The sequence below is a fragment of the Bacteroides acidifaciens genome (assembly GCF_903181435.1).
GTDB lineage: Bacteria > Bacteroidota > Bacteroidia > Bacteroidales > Bacteroidaceae > Bacteroides.
In genome coordinates this window covers 668,855-687,136 of sequence record NZ_CAEUHO010000004.1, presented here as the reverse complement: position 1 = coordinate 687,136, position 18,282 = coordinate 668,855, and the positions used below count along the sequence as shown (strand labels likewise).

The 18,282-nt window shown below is 41.0% G+C and carries 15 protein-coding genes; 2 read left to right on the top strand and 13 right to left on the bottom strand.

What is annotated here, in order from left to right; translation table 11 throughout:
• The first annotated feature begins 283 nt into the window (after nucleotides 1–283).
• A complete protein-coding gene (locus CLIN57ABFB40_RS14760; protein WP_175630802.1) occupies nucleotides 284–865 on the top strand; it encodes a hypothetical protein in 582 nt (193 codons plus the stop codon).
• Nucleotides 866–903: 38 nt separating this feature from the next.
• On the opposite strand, the gene CLIN57ABFB40_RS14755 is transcribed toward CLIN57ABFB40_RS14760, so the two are convergent.
• The 12 genes from CLIN57ABFB40_RS14755 to CLIN57ABFB40_RS14700 all read right to left on the bottom strand — a co-directional run bounded on the left by CLIN57ABFB40_RS14755 (nucleotide 904) and on the right by CLIN57ABFB40_RS14700 (nucleotide 16,012).
• Nucleotides 904–1,533 (bottom strand): recombinase family protein, encoded by a 630-nt coding sequence (locus CLIN57ABFB40_RS14755; RefSeq protein WP_175630801.1) that lies wholly within the window; start codon nucleotides 1,531–1,533, stop codon nucleotides 904–906.
• Nucleotides 1,534–1,795: 262 nt separating this feature from the next.
• Complete coding sequence (locus CLIN57ABFB40_RS14750) at nucleotides 1,796–2,704, bottom strand: hypothetical protein (RefSeq protein WP_175630800.1); 909 nt, start codon at nucleotides 2,702–2,704, stop codon at nucleotides 1,796–1,798.
• Nucleotides 2,691–2,885 carry a hypothetical protein gene (locus tag CLIN57ABFB40_RS14745; RefSeq protein ID WP_175630799.1) on the bottom strand — a complete coding sequence of 65 codons (195 nt, stop codon included), beginning with the start codon at nucleotides 2,883–2,885 and terminating at the stop codon, nucleotides 2,691–2,693. Before CLIN57ABFB40_RS14745 ends, CLIN57ABFB40_RS14750 begins: the two co-directional genes overlap by 14 nt.
• Before the next feature lie 281 nt (nucleotides 2,886–3,166).
• On the bottom strand, nucleotides 3,167–4,720 hold the full coding sequence (locus tag CLIN57ABFB40_RS14740; protein ID WP_175630798.1) for a tyrosine-type recombinase/integrase: 1,554 nt from the start codon (nucleotides 4,718–4,720) through the stop codon (nucleotides 3,167–3,169).
• A 304-nt stretch (nucleotides 4,721–5,024) separates the two neighbouring features.
• The gene (locus CLIN57ABFB40_RS14735; RefSeq protein WP_254871788.1) at nucleotides 5,025–5,738 is read right to left on the bottom strand and encodes a hypothetical protein; all 714 of its coding nucleotides are present in this window, start codon (nucleotides 5,736–5,738) and stop codon (nucleotides 5,025–5,027) included.
• A gap of 138 nt (nucleotides 5,739–5,876) precedes the next feature.
• Nucleotides 5,877–6,857, bottom strand: a complete 981-nt coding sequence (locus CLIN57ABFB40_RS14730; RefSeq protein WP_175630796.1) for a BT_3987 domain-containing protein — start codon at nucleotides 6,855–6,857, stop codon at nucleotides 5,877–5,879.
• 40 nt (nucleotides 6,858–6,897) lie between these two features.
• Entirely contained in the window at nucleotides 6,898–8,151 is a 1,254-nt protein-coding gene (locus CLIN57ABFB40_RS14725) for a DUF1735 and LamG domain-containing protein (protein ID WP_175630795.1), read from the bottom strand.
• Nucleotides 8,152–8,179: 28 nt separating this feature from the next.
• Nucleotides 8,180–9,298 (bottom strand): glycoside hydrolase family 18, encoded by a 1,119-nt coding sequence (locus CLIN57ABFB40_RS14720; protein ID WP_175630794.1) that lies wholly within the window; start codon nucleotides 9,296–9,298, stop codon nucleotides 8,180–8,182.
• 19 nt (nucleotides 9,299–9,317) lie between these two features.
• Nucleotides 9,318–10,937, bottom strand: a complete 1,620-nt coding sequence (locus CLIN57ABFB40_RS14715) for a SusD/RagB family nutrient-binding outer membrane lipoprotein (protein ID WP_175630793.1) — start codon at nucleotides 10,935–10,937, stop codon at nucleotides 9,318–9,320.
• 21 nt (nucleotides 10,938–10,958) lie between these two features.
• Nucleotides 10,959–14,237, bottom strand: coding sequence for a SusC/RagA family TonB-linked outer membrane protein (locus tag CLIN57ABFB40_RS14710; RefSeq protein WP_175630792.1), 3,279 nt, complete (start codon nucleotides 14,235–14,237; stop codon nucleotides 10,959–10,961).
• Nucleotides 14,238–14,424: 187 nt separating this feature from the next.
• A complete protein-coding gene (locus CLIN57ABFB40_RS14705) occupies nucleotides 14,425–15,414 on the bottom strand; it encodes a FecR family protein (RefSeq protein ID WP_175630791.1) in 990 nt (329 codons plus the stop codon).
• A 52-nt stretch (nucleotides 15,415–15,466) separates the two neighbouring features.
• A complete protein-coding gene (locus tag CLIN57ABFB40_RS14700) occupies nucleotides 15,467–16,012 on the bottom strand; it encodes an RNA polymerase sigma-70 factor (RefSeq protein ID WP_073346807.1) in 546 nt (181 codons plus the stop codon).
• Nucleotides 16,013–16,281: 269 nt separating this feature from the next.
• On the opposite strand from CLIN57ABFB40_RS14700, the gene CLIN57ABFB40_RS14695 reads away from it, so the two are divergent.
• Entirely contained in the window at nucleotides 16,282–17,349 is a 1,068-nt protein-coding gene (locus tag CLIN57ABFB40_RS14695) for a M20 family metallo-hydrolase (protein ID WP_175630790.1), read from the top strand.
• Between the two features lie 69 nt (nucleotides 17,350–17,418).
• Here CLIN57ABFB40_RS14695 and CLIN57ABFB40_RS14690 read toward each other — a convergent pair whose 3' ends face one another.
• Nucleotides 17,419–18,054 carry an HU family DNA-binding protein gene (locus tag CLIN57ABFB40_RS14690; protein WP_024986132.1) on the bottom strand — a complete coding sequence of 212 codons (636 nt, stop codon included), beginning with the start codon at nucleotides 18,052–18,054 and terminating at the stop codon, nucleotides 17,419–17,421.
• Between the last annotated feature and the right edge of the window lie 228 nt (nucleotides 18,055–18,282).

Genomic DNA, 18,282 nt, shown 5'->3' with positions numbered 1-18,282 from the left:
AATAATAAAATGAATAAAACTTTTATTTGTACCTTTGTGCCGACATTTTAAAATAACGTAAGAGCGTTTAGTATAATCCTTGGTATCGAAATCGCCAATTTCTAAAAAACTGCAAGGATTACAACTAAATGCTCACGCACCTATATGGAGCGTGGGCTATTGTTGTATATTGCAGTGAAGCGTTTGGCGATGCTTGATACCGATATATTAACAGTGCCTGCGCTCTTTCTTTTTATATTAATCGTTCGGTTGGGTCTGTCGAACACACAAAATCTTATTTTATATGAAAAAGAAATTTATTGATGTGGTTCAAATGTCATTTATGGCTATTGCAGCCCTTATTGCACTGACATTTACAGCTTGTAGTAGCGATGATGACGCAGAGGGAGGTAATAATGGCAGCATGGTGTCTGTAAAACATGCCGCTACGGGTACAATCAACAACTATCATGTTATCAGAGCCGATTACATGGACTATTCAGCGAGTTCAATTGCTCCGAGTAACGAAATTACTTTTAGAGCCGTATTTTCAGAGGATAAAGATGATTTAACGGGATATTATTTTCAATTTCACATTGAACAATACAAAGACACAGAAAGTAATCAAATCAAAGAATTTACAAACATAAGTGACTTAAAAGCAGGTACTCACTTAGTTGTTTCCACAAAGCGTCTATTTTACTTTTTAGAAGGAAGCATGAGTGATGAAGAAACCTATGGCGCATCAAAGCCCAACGGAGACATAATCGTAAAGAGTATCAATGGTAAAAACTTAACACTTGAACTTAAAAACTTTAGTTTTACCAACTATGAGGCAAAAGCTGAAACAATAATCAACGGAACAATACAATACATTCCTGATTAATTAGTATAACACAAAAAGTCTCCATTTGGAGACTTTTTTTATAATCCAAACTCTTTTTTAAGACGCTGAACGGTTGAGACTGACACACCAGTCAATTTCGCCACCTTTCGCACTGATAAGCTTTGTCGAAGCAATTTAATCACCTCTTTATACTCTTCTTTCTTTTTGTCTAAACTTTTCGTACTGCCTGCTCTCCGTCCAAGCTGCCCACCTTTAGCAATGTATTGTTGCCGTCCACTATTTAGACGAAACTTGATATTATCTCTTTCCATCTCAGCACATGTGCCTAATACCGAAATAAAAATATTAAGAAAAGGGTTCTTAGTACCATCCGCTTGAAAAATCGAAAGGTTTTCTTTTTGAAAGTAGATATTAAGGGTGTTATCCTTACAACGCTTCACATTAGCTAAGACTTCATCAACATTACGACCTAGACGGCTTAATTCACTGATAAGAAGAATATCTATCTTGTTAGAGATACAATAATCTAAGCACTCACATAAAATGAGACGGTCTTCATTTCGCTTTGCTCCGCTGATATGTTCTTCAAAAACTTGAGCTACTTCATAATTATTCTGTTCCGCATATTTTTGAAGGTCTATAACTTGGCGGTCTGTTGACTGCCTATCATTAATGCTGCTAACTCGTGCGTATATTACTGCTCTCATATTCTTACTTATTAATTATACCACAAAGATAGTTCTTTTCTTTATTGTATTCAAATTATTCAAAGACTAAATTGAACACAATACATAGTATTCTTTTTATCGCATTATAGATTTATTTGAATACACTTCCATTTTGAATACATAAAGATATTATGCCACACATTTTGTACCATATAAAACTTTAATCTATAATTAATTAAAACAAGAAAGGCTGCTTTCGCAGGGGGCTTTGCTAATACCCCCACTAAAAGCAACCTTAATATCAGAGTTGGAAAATTGAAATGCCTTTTCCATTATAAGAAAAACGTAGTAATCTATTGGAAAAATAATAAAGCATATCAAAAAGCAAATCTTGACTTTGTGATTGTGACGCTAATGTAGCCATTAGCAATTCATTGGGAAATGTTTCGTTTTTCCATTGATAAAACTCTTTCAGATGTTCATTCTTAACCGTCAATTCTACCCGATAATTTTTATCTTTCAATCCATGCCATTTTGGAATATAGCTTTTATGTGATTTTTCTAATTCCTTTTTTTTATCGTATATTTTTAATGATAATCCATCCTGTTTCTTAGGGTTAACATAGATAGTCAAAGTTCTCAATCGGCATTGGTCGCCTGTTTGTATATGCAAAATCTCACCCAATATTTCTTTCTTATTGGAGCGTAAAGTGCCATTCAGTATTACTTTATAATCATCACTAAATTGTGCATGCTTTATCCTCTTTGCAAAATTAATATTTGTATCTAAAGAAATATGCAAGTCAGTTATATTGTTGAAGCGCAGACCCAATTCGTCTACAATGTAATCAACGCTGCTCAACCAATTACATTTACTGCCATCATAGACACCAAAAACTTCATAGAAGACCCAATTTTCAAGATACAACCACACATAGTTAACCTTACTATCATCCATGCTACGCAATTTTGTTTTCAATGTAGCAAGTTTTTTTTCGACAATGCCTCCGGCATTGCCGAAAGAAAACTTTATCATCACATGGAAACAGTTGGCAAATAGTGCTTCATCGCTTGGAACACGTACCAATCTGAAACAATCATCTCCATCTATCAACTCATTATATTCATTCAATCTGTCCACAAGTTCTCTTGTGGCTTTATAGCATAGTGTTAGCTTATCAACACTAATTACACTCTTATTCTTTCTCATTTCTTTCTTCTTTTGTTTTATTATTATTGTGGAATGCCTTTAGTGAGGCACTTAAATGTTCCTTATGCTCTTTTGTCTTTTTCAATCCTTGCAAGGATTGGGATATGTGCTTGCAATGATTTGCAAGTTTTTTGCGTCCTTTTAAACGCACACTGATTTTTTTCTTTGTTTCTTCTGTCATACTAAATATTGGTTTATATATAAGTAGTCAGAATAGTAGCTAAGTTCAATATTTAGCTCAAAAAAAATCAGAAAAAAAATTATCCGAGATGTTTTTCTAACGGCTATGGAGTAGATAGGTTGAAACATACGTCAATTCTAAGAGCGGGGATACACTAAATACCATACTTGCGCAAATTCATCTGACTTTGAGTAGTTCCAAAACACAAAAAGCCCCCTACAAGTACTTCTACCCGTAATTTCACAATTATATATTTTCACACAAATTCGGCAACGATACACCTACCCAACAGGGTGTATAACAAAATCTTCTTCGGTGGGGGGAAGCCATGCAATCTCTTCTATGGCATCTTCGTATTCTTGGCGAGCAATTATTGAAGCAAGTTCCTGCTTTTCTCGTTGCAAATCCCGACATTTAATTTTTAAATCAACAACAGTATCTAATATGCCACTATCCACTACTCCATTATTAGATGCCGCTTGTTGTGGGAAAGAAACCGTATCATTTCCTTTAGTATCATACAATCCCCTTTGATGTTCTGCCCCCTTTTGGGCTGCTTTCAGTTGGTCTATGTGCGTGTATATATCATCAACTGTACTGTCGCAAGTATGCCCCGTAATAGACTTTATTTCGTCTTTACGTGCTCCTGCTTCTGCCATTCGGCTTATAAAAGTATGTCTCCCTAAATGATTATGTATCAATTCATGGATATGTCCTTTATGTTCTTCGACAATCTTCCCTCTCTGCTCCGTATATTCAACTACTCGTGTCAATCCTGCATTTTTAGCCACTTTCCGCAAATTATCATTATATTTTACAGGTAATCGTTGAAGTTGTCCCTCATAATTTTTTATTAGATTTACCAATAATGTATCTTTTATCGGAATATACGCTGCACATTTGCCTTTAGTCTGCTTATTGACTGTAATAATACCCTTACTCCAATCTATATTCTTACTATCCAATAACTGCATTAAGTCTGATTTACGCTGCCCTGTATAACATTGAATTAAAAATAAATCCCTTGCCACTTTACTGCTACCACCACACTCGTATTCCCGTAGTTTTGCAACCTCGTCAGCAGTAAGGGGAGCATTCTTTGCACCCCGTTCAGGTTTAGGTATAAGGTTTTTCGTGATTTGCACCTCATCAATTTCTGTTGCCTGCCAATTAAATTTACGGAACTCTCTACCCGCAGCAACCTTTAAAGCCGCCTTAAGTTTCTTTTGCGCCTCACGTATCGTTGATACTGCATACTGCTTCCCGTTAGGCTGCTTCATCTGTTCCATATAACGGAAAGCATCATTTATCATCTCAAAACTAATTTGGGTAAAGTCATCTTGGTACTGACTATGTTCTTTGAAAAATCGCCTTAAGAAGTTTACATTCTGTAATTCTTTCACTAATGTATTACCACGTTTATTTGCCTCAATGTACCCCATGAGCCATTGAGTTATTGAATCCCTATTCTTCATAGTATAAGGTTTTAAATTAAAATTCTGTTTGATAATCTCTAAACACCGCTTCGGATACTCCAATTCATGCGGATTATTGCAAATATACGACCTGACGTTATCAAATGCCAACCTTGTTTGGTTAATTTGTGCTAGAACAATTCTGTTATTATCAACATCAAGATTAGAAATATTGTGTATAATCGGCATCTGCAAACGGCTATCCCATTGATTGGGATAAACCTTTGCACCGATGTTAATCTTATACTGTTTCCCTGAAATACGAAACACTGCATATACAATGGTAGGTCTTTTACTCTTGGGATTGCGTAAATTGTAATTCAAACTTAAATCGAAAAAATGCTGCTGTAATACTTCCATGTTCTTAAAAACGGTTCTTTAAAGTGGTACTTAAATTCTGTTCTTAACAAAGCCTTTTCCACTAAAGAACTAACAACAGATAGTTCCTATAACCCTCTCCTGAAATCGGTTGTATTTTTATTTGAAACTATTGCGCAAAATTAGTCAGAAGTTTTAATTTCATGGTTTGAATAAAAGGAAAATAGAAACGGAAGAATTGCGTTTAAAGATATGATGAAAAGCTTCCTTTTCATCATTATTCGGGGTTAACTGTGGATATATACGCTTGCATTGTTTTCATTTTAAATGCATATCTCAAACGACCTTAGATAGATTCCATTCCTGTACAAGTCACTACAGGACACTCCTTGCTTTTGAAGTCCACACGAAGTCTGCGCATATAATCCGGTCTAGCCTCTTCACCGGCAGGCTCCAACGCCTCAATGAAAGGGGTTATTTCGAGCTTTCGATATGCCTTGCAGTGATATACTGCCGTTGTGTCCGAGGGATGTATCTCCACATCAAACTTCTCTTTAGCCACCAACACGACTTCCAACTGTTCTCTTCGGCGCCAAGCATTTATAATGGGATGAAATTCGGATATATGTCGTTCAATTAAGTATTGTTTTCCTTTTTCTGTGAGCCATACGGTGGCTCTAACTGAGGCACTATCTCTACGAATGACATTATATGTTATCAGACCGGCGTCCCGATAGCGAATCATGCACGAGTCGCATCCGTGACATTCGTATATCTTACCCATATAATTACCATTTACAATCCACACATTACTGATGGGAGTTTCCGTACCTCCCGGAAGAGGATGGGTGACATGCGGATATTTGCCCCCGAGAGGCAAGGTAACTTTACCTGTCTGCAAAACAAGAGCATACAACTCCTTATAAGGCTCGAGATGCTTGCGGACTGCACGTTCCACATCAGCGTAGTTGCCACTACTACAGGCCGTGCAAAAGCATATCACAGCCATAACAAACACTCCAACAGTGACAATACTTCGTGAAATAATATTAGATAACATGTTAAGCATATAGTCAGGTATAAACAAATAATCAATAATAAAAAGGAAAGAACACAGATTACACAAGTTATATTAGAAAATAGGGGAATTCTCTGAATACCTGACCTATGCAATTTGTGTTCTTTCTATCACTTCACACTACTTGATAAAGGTAATCTCGTAGATATCTGGCCCTGTACCATTATTGACTGTCAACATTCCATCAAACTTGAGGGCATGCATATTAACGGGCTCCTTGAACTTCATATATATAACGCCATTGTTATTTCTAACAAATCTACCATACGAAATGAATCCGCTGCCTTCATCCACATACACGTTCATACTTCCAAGCTTGTAGCTATTAGTAACAACATCCATTCTGACTCCCAGTATTCTGGTGGGCTCTGAGAAAGTCATCGTCAAATAATCATTTCTGCCAGGATACCACGTAGTCCCCGAACGGTTTCCATCATACAGATATGACAGATTAGTGGTTTTGCTTGACTCAAAAAGAACATTGTTGTTGAAATACTCTCCTTCAATCTCATCATTAGACGGATCAATATTGTCCTTTTCCAACGTGAGGCTCATCTCTATCAACACGCTATAGCGCTGTTCCGATATTCTCACTCCACTGATAGCATCTACAAATTCCAAACATAGCGGGAGAACATATCCCGGCATTGCATTCAATACATCCGGCTTGGTGATATCCAAAGCGATTGCCCCCTCTCTGCTTCCGGCAGTTATGATGGCATCATGCAGCTCAAATGCTTCGTCCGGAAACTCTGCCAAAGTATGTCCTTCCAACAAATCGAGATCCTTTTTAAGACGTACCTTGACATCTTGATCCAAAGCCTTTTTCAATTTTACATTAAAGGTGAACTCAGTCCCTTCGGTTATCGTAGTCTTACTTCCATCACTCTTGGCATTCAGTTTCATCACAGTCTTACCCTCCAGATACAAAATATTGGAAGGATCAAACGGAAACTCTTCCGGAATATCCACAAATACATAGTTTGCATCAAGCTGATAAGCCAAATCCTGGCTTACCACTTCTCCCTGATTGTCATCGTTACAAGCCGAAAAAAGAGCTACAACCGACAACAAATACAACAATTGAATTATTTTTTTCATTTGTCTTGATTTTTAATTGATTACACAAACGGAATACTTATCATCCGATTTCTTCTTCGGAATTTTCCGGCTCTATAATAACCAAATCTTCCGATGGGAATTTCACATTGTCTACATACTGCATCGCAGGAGGATTTTCGTCCCATATACCCAACGTCCGGAAGTCTGAGAATTCCCAATTGCCGGTCAACTCTTCCATTTTATCGTCTGCCACCCTTGTGAAAGGCATATACATAATCAGACCGGACTCTGCCGACGGATCGAGAGGCAGATACTCCTTATCTATGATTTCGCCTTCAGTCAACGCCCTGTTCCACATACGTGCTTCGCGGAGGTAGACACCGGAGTATTGGGTATTACCGATATACAAGCAACACTTGGGGTCGTCAGAGAAAGCGATGGGTGAAGTCGGGAACGTCTTCTGCAACTCTCCGTTCACATAAACCGATACGGTGGAAGCATCTCTGTGGACAAAGGTAATGTGCAACCATCTATTATTAGGCAGAGACTTTTGAGTGAAAGTTTCCTCTCCGTCGCGCCCGTTCTTAACCTGGATGCCCCGCTGACGTTCAATACGGGTATAGAAATTGCCCGCACCGCTTTGGATGGACATAACCGTCCAGTTACCATCCCTATTAGGCAGGTTCCTATAATACATGCTCACCTGCATGGTCCAATTAAACATAGGATCTTTTCTGATTTCCGCATTAGGTACCAGTGCGATACTTCCTCCACGTCTGAATTGTCCGACAGAAGTGATTATCTCACGGTTCAGACGGATGAGGGTAGACCTCGGCGAACTCAATATCTTATATTGGGAAGCAGCAGTCACACTCACCGGCACGGCCAAGCGCTTAAAAGGAGGATATTTGGTCTCATCCAATTTCGGAATCCTCACCTCCACACTGGCGTTGTACTTTCCCGGCTCAATGGTCACCACGGCTTTTCCATGCGTTTCTTTCGTTTTTTTGGCATCCTCGCTATCTTTAGTGACAAACACAAAGTCTTCTGCCGCCAAAGCTTCCATCGACAGGCCAGCCTCGGCATTATATGCCGCCAACATTTCCTCATCCAATTCTACGGTCACTTCCACCGGTTTGTCAGCCAAATTAGCCAATCGGGGAGTAACTACAGTACTGGCACCCTCATTGGTCACTACCACTGAAATTACGCCATTGCTGGTGGAGTTGCCCATATAAACCGCATTGCCAGTACCTTCTCCTTCACCGGTGACCATATCGCAAGCGGTAAAAAGTCCTAAGGACAGAACTACTAACGCTATATATTTTTTCATTTTATGCTTCATTTTATAACGTGATTATTTACTTAATAGGAGGATTCATGATAGAAATCGCCTTCCGTACGTTACGATACTCGTTCTTCTCGGCTGCATCCGCATTGATGTGATAAGCACCGATTCCACCGGCCACACCGTCAAGGTCCTTCACTACGAAATCCGCATAGCGAGTAAAGTTCCCTTGGTTTGCGACGGCATTTTCAAATGTCTCCGTATAGATAATCCGGTCTTTCACATCGTTTCCCAAGCGCCCGGTTATCCGAGACGGCCAAGAAGAGTAACCACCATTATAAGATTGTGCCACAAAGTAAGAGAAAAGACCTTTCATACTTGGAGACAGCCAATGAATTGAACCATTAATATTCAGGATTCTCTCTTTGCCGTCCTTGGCCTCCAGTTCGTCCAGACCATCGCGCAACGCTTGAAAGAAGAAGTTCTCATAATCTTTATTGCTATCTTGGCTACAAGAAATAATGGGCATTTCCTTACTCCATGGTTCTCCCTGATTCCAGTTTCCACAGTGCATTCCTCCCCAAGGAGAGGCATAAGAAGGTTCATAGTCGATATCAAAGCCATCGTATCCATACTTTGCTATGGAATCGAGGATGGCATCGGCATATTGCTGGATTCCGGTGTACGGGTCTTCAGACCATCCCCCGTCAGGTTTGTTTTGGAGCCCGTTGCCTACCTCCTCAATAATCCATCCGACTATCACCTTGGTGCCTTTCTTCTGTACCTCTTTCATCTGTTTCAACCGATTGTCGCTAATATGGAAACAATTTCCCCAAATGGAGACAAGATCCATACTGTCGGGAAGCAGTGTCAAATTGAAATATTCACCCGGAGCGGTCTCATCCCATGCGTTGAACCATCCGAACATCACCGGATGCTTGGTCTTTTTATACTCCCTCAAATCTGCAAGATAGAGTTCATAGAGGCGTTCGTTCTCCTTGGCTATTCGTACGGAGTCCTCATAATTCTGTCGCTTCTGCTCATCTTCTTCCGCCCATTTATCCTTATCACGCTTGTTGTACAAATCTTCCACAGCTTTTTTTTCCAAGTCGATGGTCTCTACATCGGTGCAGGCAAACATACAACCCGCTATAAGCGACAAAGCAAGCCATATTTTTATGCTATTCATCATTTCTGTATGTATTTAAGAGTTAATTTTTTACTTTTTTATCCCACCATACATTTACGGCGGCATTGTCTACACCACCCAAATACTGCTGGATGGCTTTTGTCAGATTCTCATTATTGAGTTTGTATTCATCTTCCGGATAGGGGATACGACGCACTCCATCCTTATATCCGTCGGTTGTCTTCACACCGGCATTGGTAAGATTGAGCACCGGAGGAATCTGACGCGGATATCCCGTACGTCTCCATTCGCTCCACGCCTCTTGTCCATCGGGGAAAAGGGCAAGATACTTCTGCGTGATGATGCGTTCCAACTTCTTCTCCATTTCGTCTTCTTCCACCCACTTCACGGTAATATTGCTGGGAGCTGCATGATTATAGGCAGCCTCCTTCATATCCTTGAAATCTGCCGGAGAAGCGGTACTGTTCAAATAACTGCCCAAGCTTACCTTACACTCCTCAAACGATTTCTGGATGCCCGATTCATAGAAATACTTAGCACTTCCGCCTCCCATATTGAAACCGGCCAGCACACCTTCGGCACGCAGGAAGTCTACTTCCGAAGCTCTCATCCAATAGACAGGATCTTCCTCTTGAATGTTGGGCAAAGATGCCGCGTCATAGGTGTTTGCAGTAACCGGCATACCGGCACGCACCGCAGACGCTCCATTATTTTGGAAATAGGTGGCAATACGCGGATCATTATACCCTTTCAAGTAAGATTGAATAGTGGCTCCCATGCGGCTGTCATTATACTGTCCGGGATTAGCAATCTGGAACATAGGGTTTCTGATTTCAAAATTGGCACCTTTATGCATTTTCGCCATATCATCTACGCTTTCCATCACACCCAGCGGGTTTGTAACAGCCATTTCAGCATATTTGCGAGCCAATTCCTCATCGGCATAGCGCACGCGGATAGCCAAACGCAACATCAAAGAGTTGGCAAAACGTATCCACTTCGCCACATTGCCTTCGTACACCATGTCCGAAGCCAAAGGAACAACAGCACCGCCTCTCATGTAGAAATCGTAGAGAATCTGAACCGCTTCGTCCAATTCTTCAAAGAACGAATGATACACCGCTTCCTGCGAATCATATTCCACAGTGAACGAACCGCTTCCCGCCTTTGAGTAAGGGATAGGGCCATACTTATCGGCAGAACGGTGCAACCCCATAATTTTAGCAATCTGTACAATAGCATACAATTCTCTATTAGGGTTATCACCATTCAGATTGATTTTCTTCAACTGAATCCAAGGAGTAAAGATCTTAGACGTAGCATAATCAAACATATGATTTGTCCGATTTACATGGAAAAAGAACGTAGTGGGGTTAGCTCCTTCTTCCCATTTGTTGTCGCGCGGGGAGAAATAGCCCACCCATGAGTCGCCACAAAGATTGATGGATACCTGATATGCATTAACCTCAGCTGTATTGTCTGTTTTTAAAGGCACAGGAATGACGTGTTTTTCCAAGTTAGGCACATAAGCACCATTGAGCACACCGTCCAACTGTTCCATTTCCGTGTCAGAGTAATACGGGTTCTTATTGATTTCTTCAAATTCCGAGCATGAGGTAATTGCCATGAGTCCCGCGCATGCCAATAGTACCCCTGTTATCTTTTTTATTTGTAATTTCATAAATCTGAATATATTTAGTTGTTACAAGCTGAACTTAACACTGAATCCTAAGTTTCTCAAACTAGGCGGCATAAAGAAATCGCTACGGTTGTAAGTACCTGTAGAACCATTCATATCAGGGTCGAACGGAGCTTTGCAGTAGAACATAAAGAGGTTACGTCCTACGAAAGATACAGTAGCGTTGCTGAACACATTGCCTAGCCACTTCTTCGGCAACGAATAGGTCAATGAAAGTTCTTGAAGACGGATGTTGGTAGCATCGTAAGTATAGTAAGCCATCAGTCCCTGTCCACCTATAGTGTTGTAAAAGCGTTCGGGGTCATACATATACCCGTCAAGCATCACACCACCATTGTCGCGCGCCTTGGCAGATACTTCGGACACACCGAATGCGTCCATAAACGCCTGTGTCTGAGACGTAACGACACCACCGAAGCGTCCGGTAACCATCACACCCAACGAGAAGTTCTTGTAACTGATATCATGGCGCCATCCCATAGTGAAGTCGGGATCGGAAGAGCCCAGGCGAATACGCTGGCTGCGGTCTACCTGATAGCCATTTGCCTGTTCCACCAATTTGCCGTCTCTACCACGTTGCAAAATACCTGTGGTGAAGATATCAGACATAGAATAGCCTTCGCGCAGATAAACGCCACCGGCTTCCTGCAACGAAAGTTCGGTAATGCTAATTGATGTACCATCAATCGGATTAATCTGATTGTGCACCATCTCTTGAATCTTGTTCTTGTTGGCAGTGAACGTCAAGTGTGTAGAGTAGTCTACCTTGCCATACTTGTCATTATACCCCCACGTCATTTCCACACCGCGGTTGCGCACCTTACCAGCCTGCACATAGAAGCCTGAATAACCGGTGGAAGAAGCCAGCTGCGAGAAGAATGTCTGATTGTAAGTATTGGATTGGTAGATGGTACCGTCGAACGTGATGCGTCCGTCCCAGAAACGTGCATTAAGACCCAACTCGTAGGACTTCGTACGCTCAGGCTTGAAATCGGGATACGGGAAACTACCTATCGGATCAATCGCACCGCTATTGATGACATGAGTAATAGTACCTGGAGTGATACCCACCTGTGAGATAGGCGAACCTACCTCGGTGTAAGATGCGCGCAACTTTAAGTAAGAGATAAAGTCGGGCAACTTCACCATTTCGCTGATAATACCGGAAAGTCCGATAGAGGGGTAGAAGATTCCCTCTACATCACCGTTACTAACCAATTGCGAGGCCCAATCACAACGTCCGGTAGCCGACAAATAAAGCATATTTTTCCATCCCAATTCAGCACTGGCAAATACAGCAAGGTTACGTGTACGATGGTAGCCTTGTGCTCTTTTACCCGAAGCTGGTTCCAAGTTGGCAAGAGAGAAAAGGTTGGGTATTGTCATCAACTTACCGCCCAAATCGACGCTGCGCGTATAATGGTCTTCAAAGCTACCGCCCACGTTGGCAGTCAGCGAGAAATCCTTGCCAAAACGTTTGTTTACGTTTGCCATCACATCAGCGTACGTCTGTGTGTAGAATTCCTCTTTCAGCTCATAGCTACCTTTGGAAGAACCGGTATAGAGTTCAAGCGTAGAGGCGCTAAGCTTGCGTTCTTCAGTAGCGTGGCTCTTGTCCAACCGCACACGTCCGGCAATATTCAACCAGTCAAAGATGTCATATTGCAGTCTGGCATGAAGCATATAGCGGTTTTTCTTGGAGGGGAACATTTCGCGGTTGACAATCCAATAGGGATTTTCAAACGAAAGTCCTTGGTCGCCATACTCCCAATGCTGCGTAGGAAAACGACGTTCGTCGTTGTAACGTTCGTATATCTTCACATTCTCGAAATCCTCACCACGGGGAAACAAATAAAGTGGAAACAAAGGATTGAAGTAGCGTCCGCCCGAAACCATGTTCTGCTCAGCCTGAATGACGTAGCTGGCACCTAAATCGACATGCAATTTATCGTTCAGCATCAACGCAGTATTTCTGAAAGAGAAATTGTAACGGTAATATTCGTTGTTCTTGATAATACCCTTAGAGTTGGTAGAAGCCAAAGAAATAAAAGTCTGATTGGTGCGTGTACCTGAAGAGATGTTCAGTGAGTTGATGGTATTCATACCGGTCTTGAAGAAGTCCATCGGGTCGAATGTAGAGGGAGTCTCCAATTTATCACCCCAGCTACGGTAAGAGTTCTTACGGTTGCCGTAGGTGTTCTGAAACTCCGGTGACATCATCGGTTTGGAAAACTCTGTATTGGAAGAGAAGTTGATCTTCATCTTGCCCTCTACACCCTTCTTAGTATTAATCAAAATCACACCGTTAGCAGCCGACGCACCGTAAAGGGCTGCTGCTGAGGGACCTGTCAGTACAGAGATGCTTTCGATATCCTCAGGGTTGAAATCGGAGATACCTTCACTACCAGCCACTGCACCATATTCTGTCTGGATGACACCCCGTGAAGGGTTTCCAACAGGTATACCATCCACCACATACAACGCATTGTTGTCACCAACGATAGATTTGGAACCACGCATCACAACGCGTGTAGCACCGCCCACACCAGAAGAACTCTTTTGGATATTGACACCAGCTACCTTACCGTTCAAGCTGTTCATAAAGTTAGCGTCTTTGGCTGCGGTCAGCTCTGAATTACTTACAGTCTGTACATTATAGGAAAGTGCTTTTTCAGCACGTTTGATACCTAAAGCTGTAACAACCACTTCATCCAGTGCCTGTGAACCATCTTCCAACACCACATTGATTACATTTTCTTTTACATCCACTTCCTTCGACTGATAGCCGATATAGGAAAACACCAATACGGGAGTGTCACCTTGTGTGGTAATATGATAGTTACCATCTATATTAGTTACAGTTCCGTTAGTAGTCCCTTTTTCAAGCACAGTAACTCCAATGAGCGGTTCACCTTTTCCATCCACTACATTACCCGTCACATTTCTGCTTTTAGATTTTTTAGCAGCCTGTTCCGGAATAATCATTATATAAGTATCTTTTACGGTATATGTGAATCCTGTTCCGGCAAGAATAGTCTTCAGCGCCTGCTCCAAAGGTTGGTTGTTTATATCTAAAGATATTCTTGTTTTAGGGAGTTGAGAACTGTTGTAAGATACAGACATTTTGGTCTGTTCCCTAACATCAGCCAAAGCTGTTTGCAATGAAATATTCTTCTTTTTTATTGTTATTTTACTATTACTTTGGGCATAAAGTATTGACCCTATTAATAATAGAAAAGTTATTAATATACTTTTTCTAGTGTTTTCCAGATATAAATTCATATCTTTACGACGTTTTTAGTTTTAAATCATGTATTTTTTTCTCGTTTCTCAAAATAAGCAAGAAGTTGCTTATTTATTTTAAGGCTAAAAATCATTTCATATCCGGAGAGGGTGGAGCCTCTTCCGGATATTTTTTTACATAAGCATATTAGATTTAAGTTTAATAAAAAATATTTATTATTTTTCTCTACCAAATTATATAGCAGATACTGTCTTCCAAACGATAATTGAATTGACCAATGACCACTTTCATCACCTCCAATGTCTCTTCCAAAGTCGCGTCTTTTCTGAACACAAAATTATAACGGTCTTGATTAGATTTCTTTGTTGAGATATGAAATGTGATTCCATAATGACGTTCCAGCGTCCGCACAATTTCGGCGAGAGTAACCTTGTCGAACACAAGTTCGCCCCTCATCCATGCCGTTACATCTTTCATGTTGGCAGTCAGCAATTGGCAGTCAGCCGTACATTTATTATACACAACCTGATAACCGGGAGTTAAGACATAACTGGTCGTATCATTGCAATCCACACGTACTTTTCCTTCGATCAAAGAAGCTGTTATTACATCCTCTTCCGGATAAGCTTTCACATTAAACTCTGTTCCCAAGGCAGTAATTGCCATATTTGAGGATCGCACAATGAAAGGTTTCTCCGGATTTTTTGCCACTTTAAATTCTGCTTCTCCCATCAGATAAACCGTTCGGGTCTTGCCCTCCAGATTTTCAGGATAAAATACATATGAACCGGAATTCAGATGTACGGTAGTTCCATCCGGAAGACTGATTGTCTCTTTAGCTCCATTATTCACATAATGTTCCACCATCACGGTATTGTCCCTGTCAAAATGATTGTAACTTACCCACAAAGTAGCCGTGACAGACAGAAAGACGATAACAGCAGCTGCCGCAACAGATTTCCACAAATTCCAGCGGTTTGTGTTTGTAACCATTGGAGTGTATTCAATGCCGATTTTATCCAATACCTGCTGAAACGAATGCTCCATACCACGTCCAGACTTTCCTTTCGTCTCAAACCATAGATTATGAAGCGCTGTTTCTTTCTCTTCTGCAGAATCAGAACTGATCATCCAACGGTGAAATCTGTCGATTGTCCGCTTTGAATAATCAAAGTCAATAAAAGAGCGTAGCTGTTTTTCCAATTTACTTTTCATCTATACCAAATCAAGTGTTACATATAAGAGACAACTTGCCAGACATACCTACTTAGTCTAAATAGAAAAAAAATAAAAATAAAACGATTTTTTTTAGATCTTGAAGAGCCTTATAGATATGTTGCTCAACTGTACGAACCGAAACATTCAGCTTCTCAGCAATTTCCGGTGAAGTCATTCCTTCCTCTCTGCTCATTAAAAAAACACGCCTACGCTGTTCCGGCATGCGTTCAAGAGCCATCTGCACAAAAAGCTCAAGTTCATGAGCACAAAATTCATCATCCGGCGTAGGCAATCCCTGTTCCGCCATTCGCATTTTTTCTGCTGCGACATCCAAATAGTCATATTCAACAGCCTTGTGCTTCAAAAAATTATAGATATGGTTTCGTACAACTGTATATAAATAACTATCCAATTTTTCACGTTCTAACCATAAATCCGGTTTCTCCCATAGCTTAACAAAAATATCTTGAGCTATATCTTCTGCATCTTCTTCTGATTTTAATAATTGCCATGCGAAAGTCTTTACTTTGGGAAAATTCAGATCAAAAAACTTTTTAAAACGAAGAACTTTATCTTCCATTCGTGTGATAATCATCATGCTTATCCATTAAGATTAACAAGTAAAATATAAAACCCTCCAACAAAATTAATTATTATATAATTTATCAACAACCTTTTCATAAGAAAACATTCAAAAAAAAAAGTTCTCAAGACTTTCTTTAGCATAAACAACTAATAATCAACACATAAGTATTTCTTTATTAATTTTATTTGAAACAATTGCGCAAAATGACTATCTTTGTGTAAAAATAATTAGTAACAATATAACATCTGAATCACAACGCTAAAGCAGTATATCCAACTATGAAATATGATATTCCGTATATGGCAACAGAGGCTGTAAGCCTGCTTAAATCATTAATTAGCATTCCCTCAATCAGCCGGGAAGAGACTCAGGCAGCAGACTTTCTGCAAAATTATATCGAAATGGAAGGTATGCAGACCGGACGCAAGGGAAACAATGTATGGTGTCTCAGCCCGATGTTCGATCTGAAAAAGCCGACTATCCTGCTTAACTCCCACATAGACACGGTGAAACCGGTCAACGGATGGCGGAAAGACCCGTTCACTCCACGTGAAGAAAACGGTAAACTGTATGGTTTGGGAAGCAATGATGCCGGTGCCAGCGTTGTCTCTCTGTTACAGGTGTTCCTGCAACTATGTCGTACTTCGCAGAAGTATAATCTGATTTATCTCGCTTCCTGTGAAGAAGAAGTTTCGGGAAAAGACGGAATTGAAAGTGTACTGCCGGAGCTTCCGCCCGTTTCATTCGCCATCGTAGGCGAACCTACGGAGATGCAGCCTGCCATTGCCGAAAAAGGGCTGATGGTATTGGATGTCACCGCAACAGGCAAAGCCGGACATGCGGCACGCAATGAAGGTGACAATGCTATATATAAGGTATTGAACGATATTGCCTGGTTCCGCGATTATCGTTTTGAAAAAGAATCCCCACTGCTGGGTGCTGTGAAAATGAGTGTCACTGTAATCAATGCAGGTACGCAACATAATGTAGTTCCCGATAAATGCACTTTCGTTGTCGATATTCGTAGCAATGAGCTTTATTCCAACGAAGAACTATTTGCCGAAATCAAGAAACATATCACTTGCGATGCCAAGGCTCGTTCGTATCGTCTCAATTCTTCACGAATTGACGAGAAGCATCCGTTCGTTCAAAGGGCTATAAAAATAGGATGTGCTCCATTCGGCTCTCCTACCCTGTCCGACCAGGCATTAATGTCCTTTCCATCGGTGAAAATAGGACCGGGACGTTCTTCACGCTCGCACATGGCAGAGGAATATATCATGCTGAAAGAGATAGAGGAAGCTATCGGAATCTATCTGGAGTTATTGGACGGGCTTCTGATTTAACAGAAGCCCATTACAGACTTCGCCGCTTTCACCTTCATACCGCAAATGCAACCCTAAAACCAGTTCGACTTACCGCCGCACCAATTCGCGCGACACACCGTAATACCCTGCCGCAGGTACATAAATCGGTTGCATGCGTTTACCTATATTCCGCAATTTCCCTTCGTCCTGCAATCGTCGGAGATGACGGTTCGCCGTAGTCCGCGTCATGCAGCACACTTCCTGAAAATCATAACGGAGCATTACATCATGCTCGGCAAAATACTCCTTCAACCGCATATCTATCTCTACTTCCGACAGAGATTCCGAATGGCGCGCATAGTTGCTCCGGCTGACCTTGACACCTCTAAGCTCACCCTTCAGACGGGCATCGGGACGGAAACCGATTGTTTTCAATTCCATTTTCGATGATTTGTTCTTTGTGCTACGAGTCACTTTCTCCGTGCTCCTCAAGATAGGGGCAAAATAGCCGAGCCCTTCGATATGCACTTCACGTCCTTCGCGCAGTTCCTCACCACAGATTTGGGCAAGCATCTCGAACGCATTTTTCACATCACCCACAGAAAGGGAACTGCGGTTGTGAATCATCCGGCACAATTTGTCCATCCCCAGCTTTCCATTCAAAAAAATGCGGGGGTGCAAGCCTTTCTCTTCCGAATCATCGGATTCACCGGGATTCTCATACCAATCGTAAAGTATAGCCATAAGCAGTTAACGTCTTTATAATGAATACTTTTCATGCAAAACCTTTAGAATTACCAACGAACCACTATCGTGGTTCATTCAAACTACTAATGTTATTCAATTAAACAACTTTAGTCATTTAATTAAACCACACTAGTAAATCATTGATAAATCTAAGGCAAAGATACGATAAATAGTAGTGAAAAAGGTGATAAGAAGCAGATATCTTCCGTTAAGGAAAAAATATCT

What these genes read in the sequence shown, in the direction of transcription:
- CLIN57ABFB40_RS14740 (WP_175630798.1), bottom strand. Translation starts at nt 4,720, where the DNA reads ATGGAAGTATTACAGCAGCATTTTTTCGATTTAAGTTTGAATTACAAT.
- CLIN57ABFB40_RS14730 (WP_175630796.1), bottom strand. Translation starts at nt 6,857, where the DNA reads ATGAAAAAAATAATTCAATTGTTGTATTTGTTGTCGGTTGTAGCTCTT.
- CLIN57ABFB40_RS14750 (WP_175630800.1), bottom strand. Translation starts at nt 2,704, where the DNA reads ATGAGAAAGAATAAGAGTGTAATTAGTGTTGATAAGCTAACACTATGC.
- CLIN57ABFB40_RS14725 (WP_175630795.1), bottom strand. Translation starts at nt 8,151, where the DNA reads ATGAAAAAATATATAGCGTTAGTAGTTCTGTCCTTAGGACTTTTTACC.
- CLIN57ABFB40_RS14695 (WP_175630790.1), top strand. Translation starts at nt 16,282, where the DNA reads ATGAAATATGATATTCCGTATATGGCAACAGAGGCTGTAAGCCTGCTT.
- CLIN57ABFB40_RS14700 (WP_073346807.1), bottom strand. Translation starts at nt 16,012, where the DNA reads ATGATTATCACACGAATGGAAGATAAAGTTCTTCGTTTTAAAAAGTTT.
- CLIN57ABFB40_RS14720 (WP_175630794.1), bottom strand. Translation starts at nt 9,298, where the DNA reads ATGATGAATAGCATAAAAATATGGCTTGCTTTGTCGCTTATAGCGGGT.
- CLIN57ABFB40_RS14710 (WP_175630792.1), bottom strand. Translation starts at nt 14,237, where the DNA reads ATGAATTTATATCTGGAAAACACTAGAAAAAGTATATTAATAACTTTT.
- CLIN57ABFB40_RS14690 (WP_024986132.1), bottom strand. Translation starts at nt 18,054, where the DNA reads ATGGCTATACTTTACGATTGGTATGAGAATCCCGGTGAATCCGATGAT.
- CLIN57ABFB40_RS14760 (WP_175630802.1), top strand. Translation starts at nt 284, where the DNA reads ATGAAAAAGAAATTTATTGATGTGGTTCAAATGTCATTTATGGCTATT.
- CLIN57ABFB40_RS14705 (WP_175630791.1), bottom strand. Translation starts at nt 15,414, where the DNA reads ATGAAAAGTAAATTGGAAAAACAGCTACGCTCTTTTATTGACTTTGAT.
- CLIN57ABFB40_RS14735 (WP_254871788.1), bottom strand. Translation starts at nt 5,738, where the DNA reads ATGTTATCTAATATTATTTCACGAAGTATTGTCACTGTTGGAGTGTTT.
- CLIN57ABFB40_RS14755 (WP_175630801.1), bottom strand. Translation starts at nt 1,533, where the DNA reads ATGAGAGCAGTAATATACGCACGAGTTAGCAGCATTAATGATAGGCAG.
- CLIN57ABFB40_RS14715 (WP_175630793.1), bottom strand. Translation starts at nt 10,937, where the DNA reads ATGAAATTACAAATAAAAAAGATAACAGGGGTACTATTGGCATGCGCG.
- CLIN57ABFB40_RS14745 (WP_175630799.1), bottom strand. Translation starts at nt 2,885, where the DNA reads ATGACAGAAGAAACAAAGAAAAAAATCAGTGTGCGTTTAAAAGGACGC.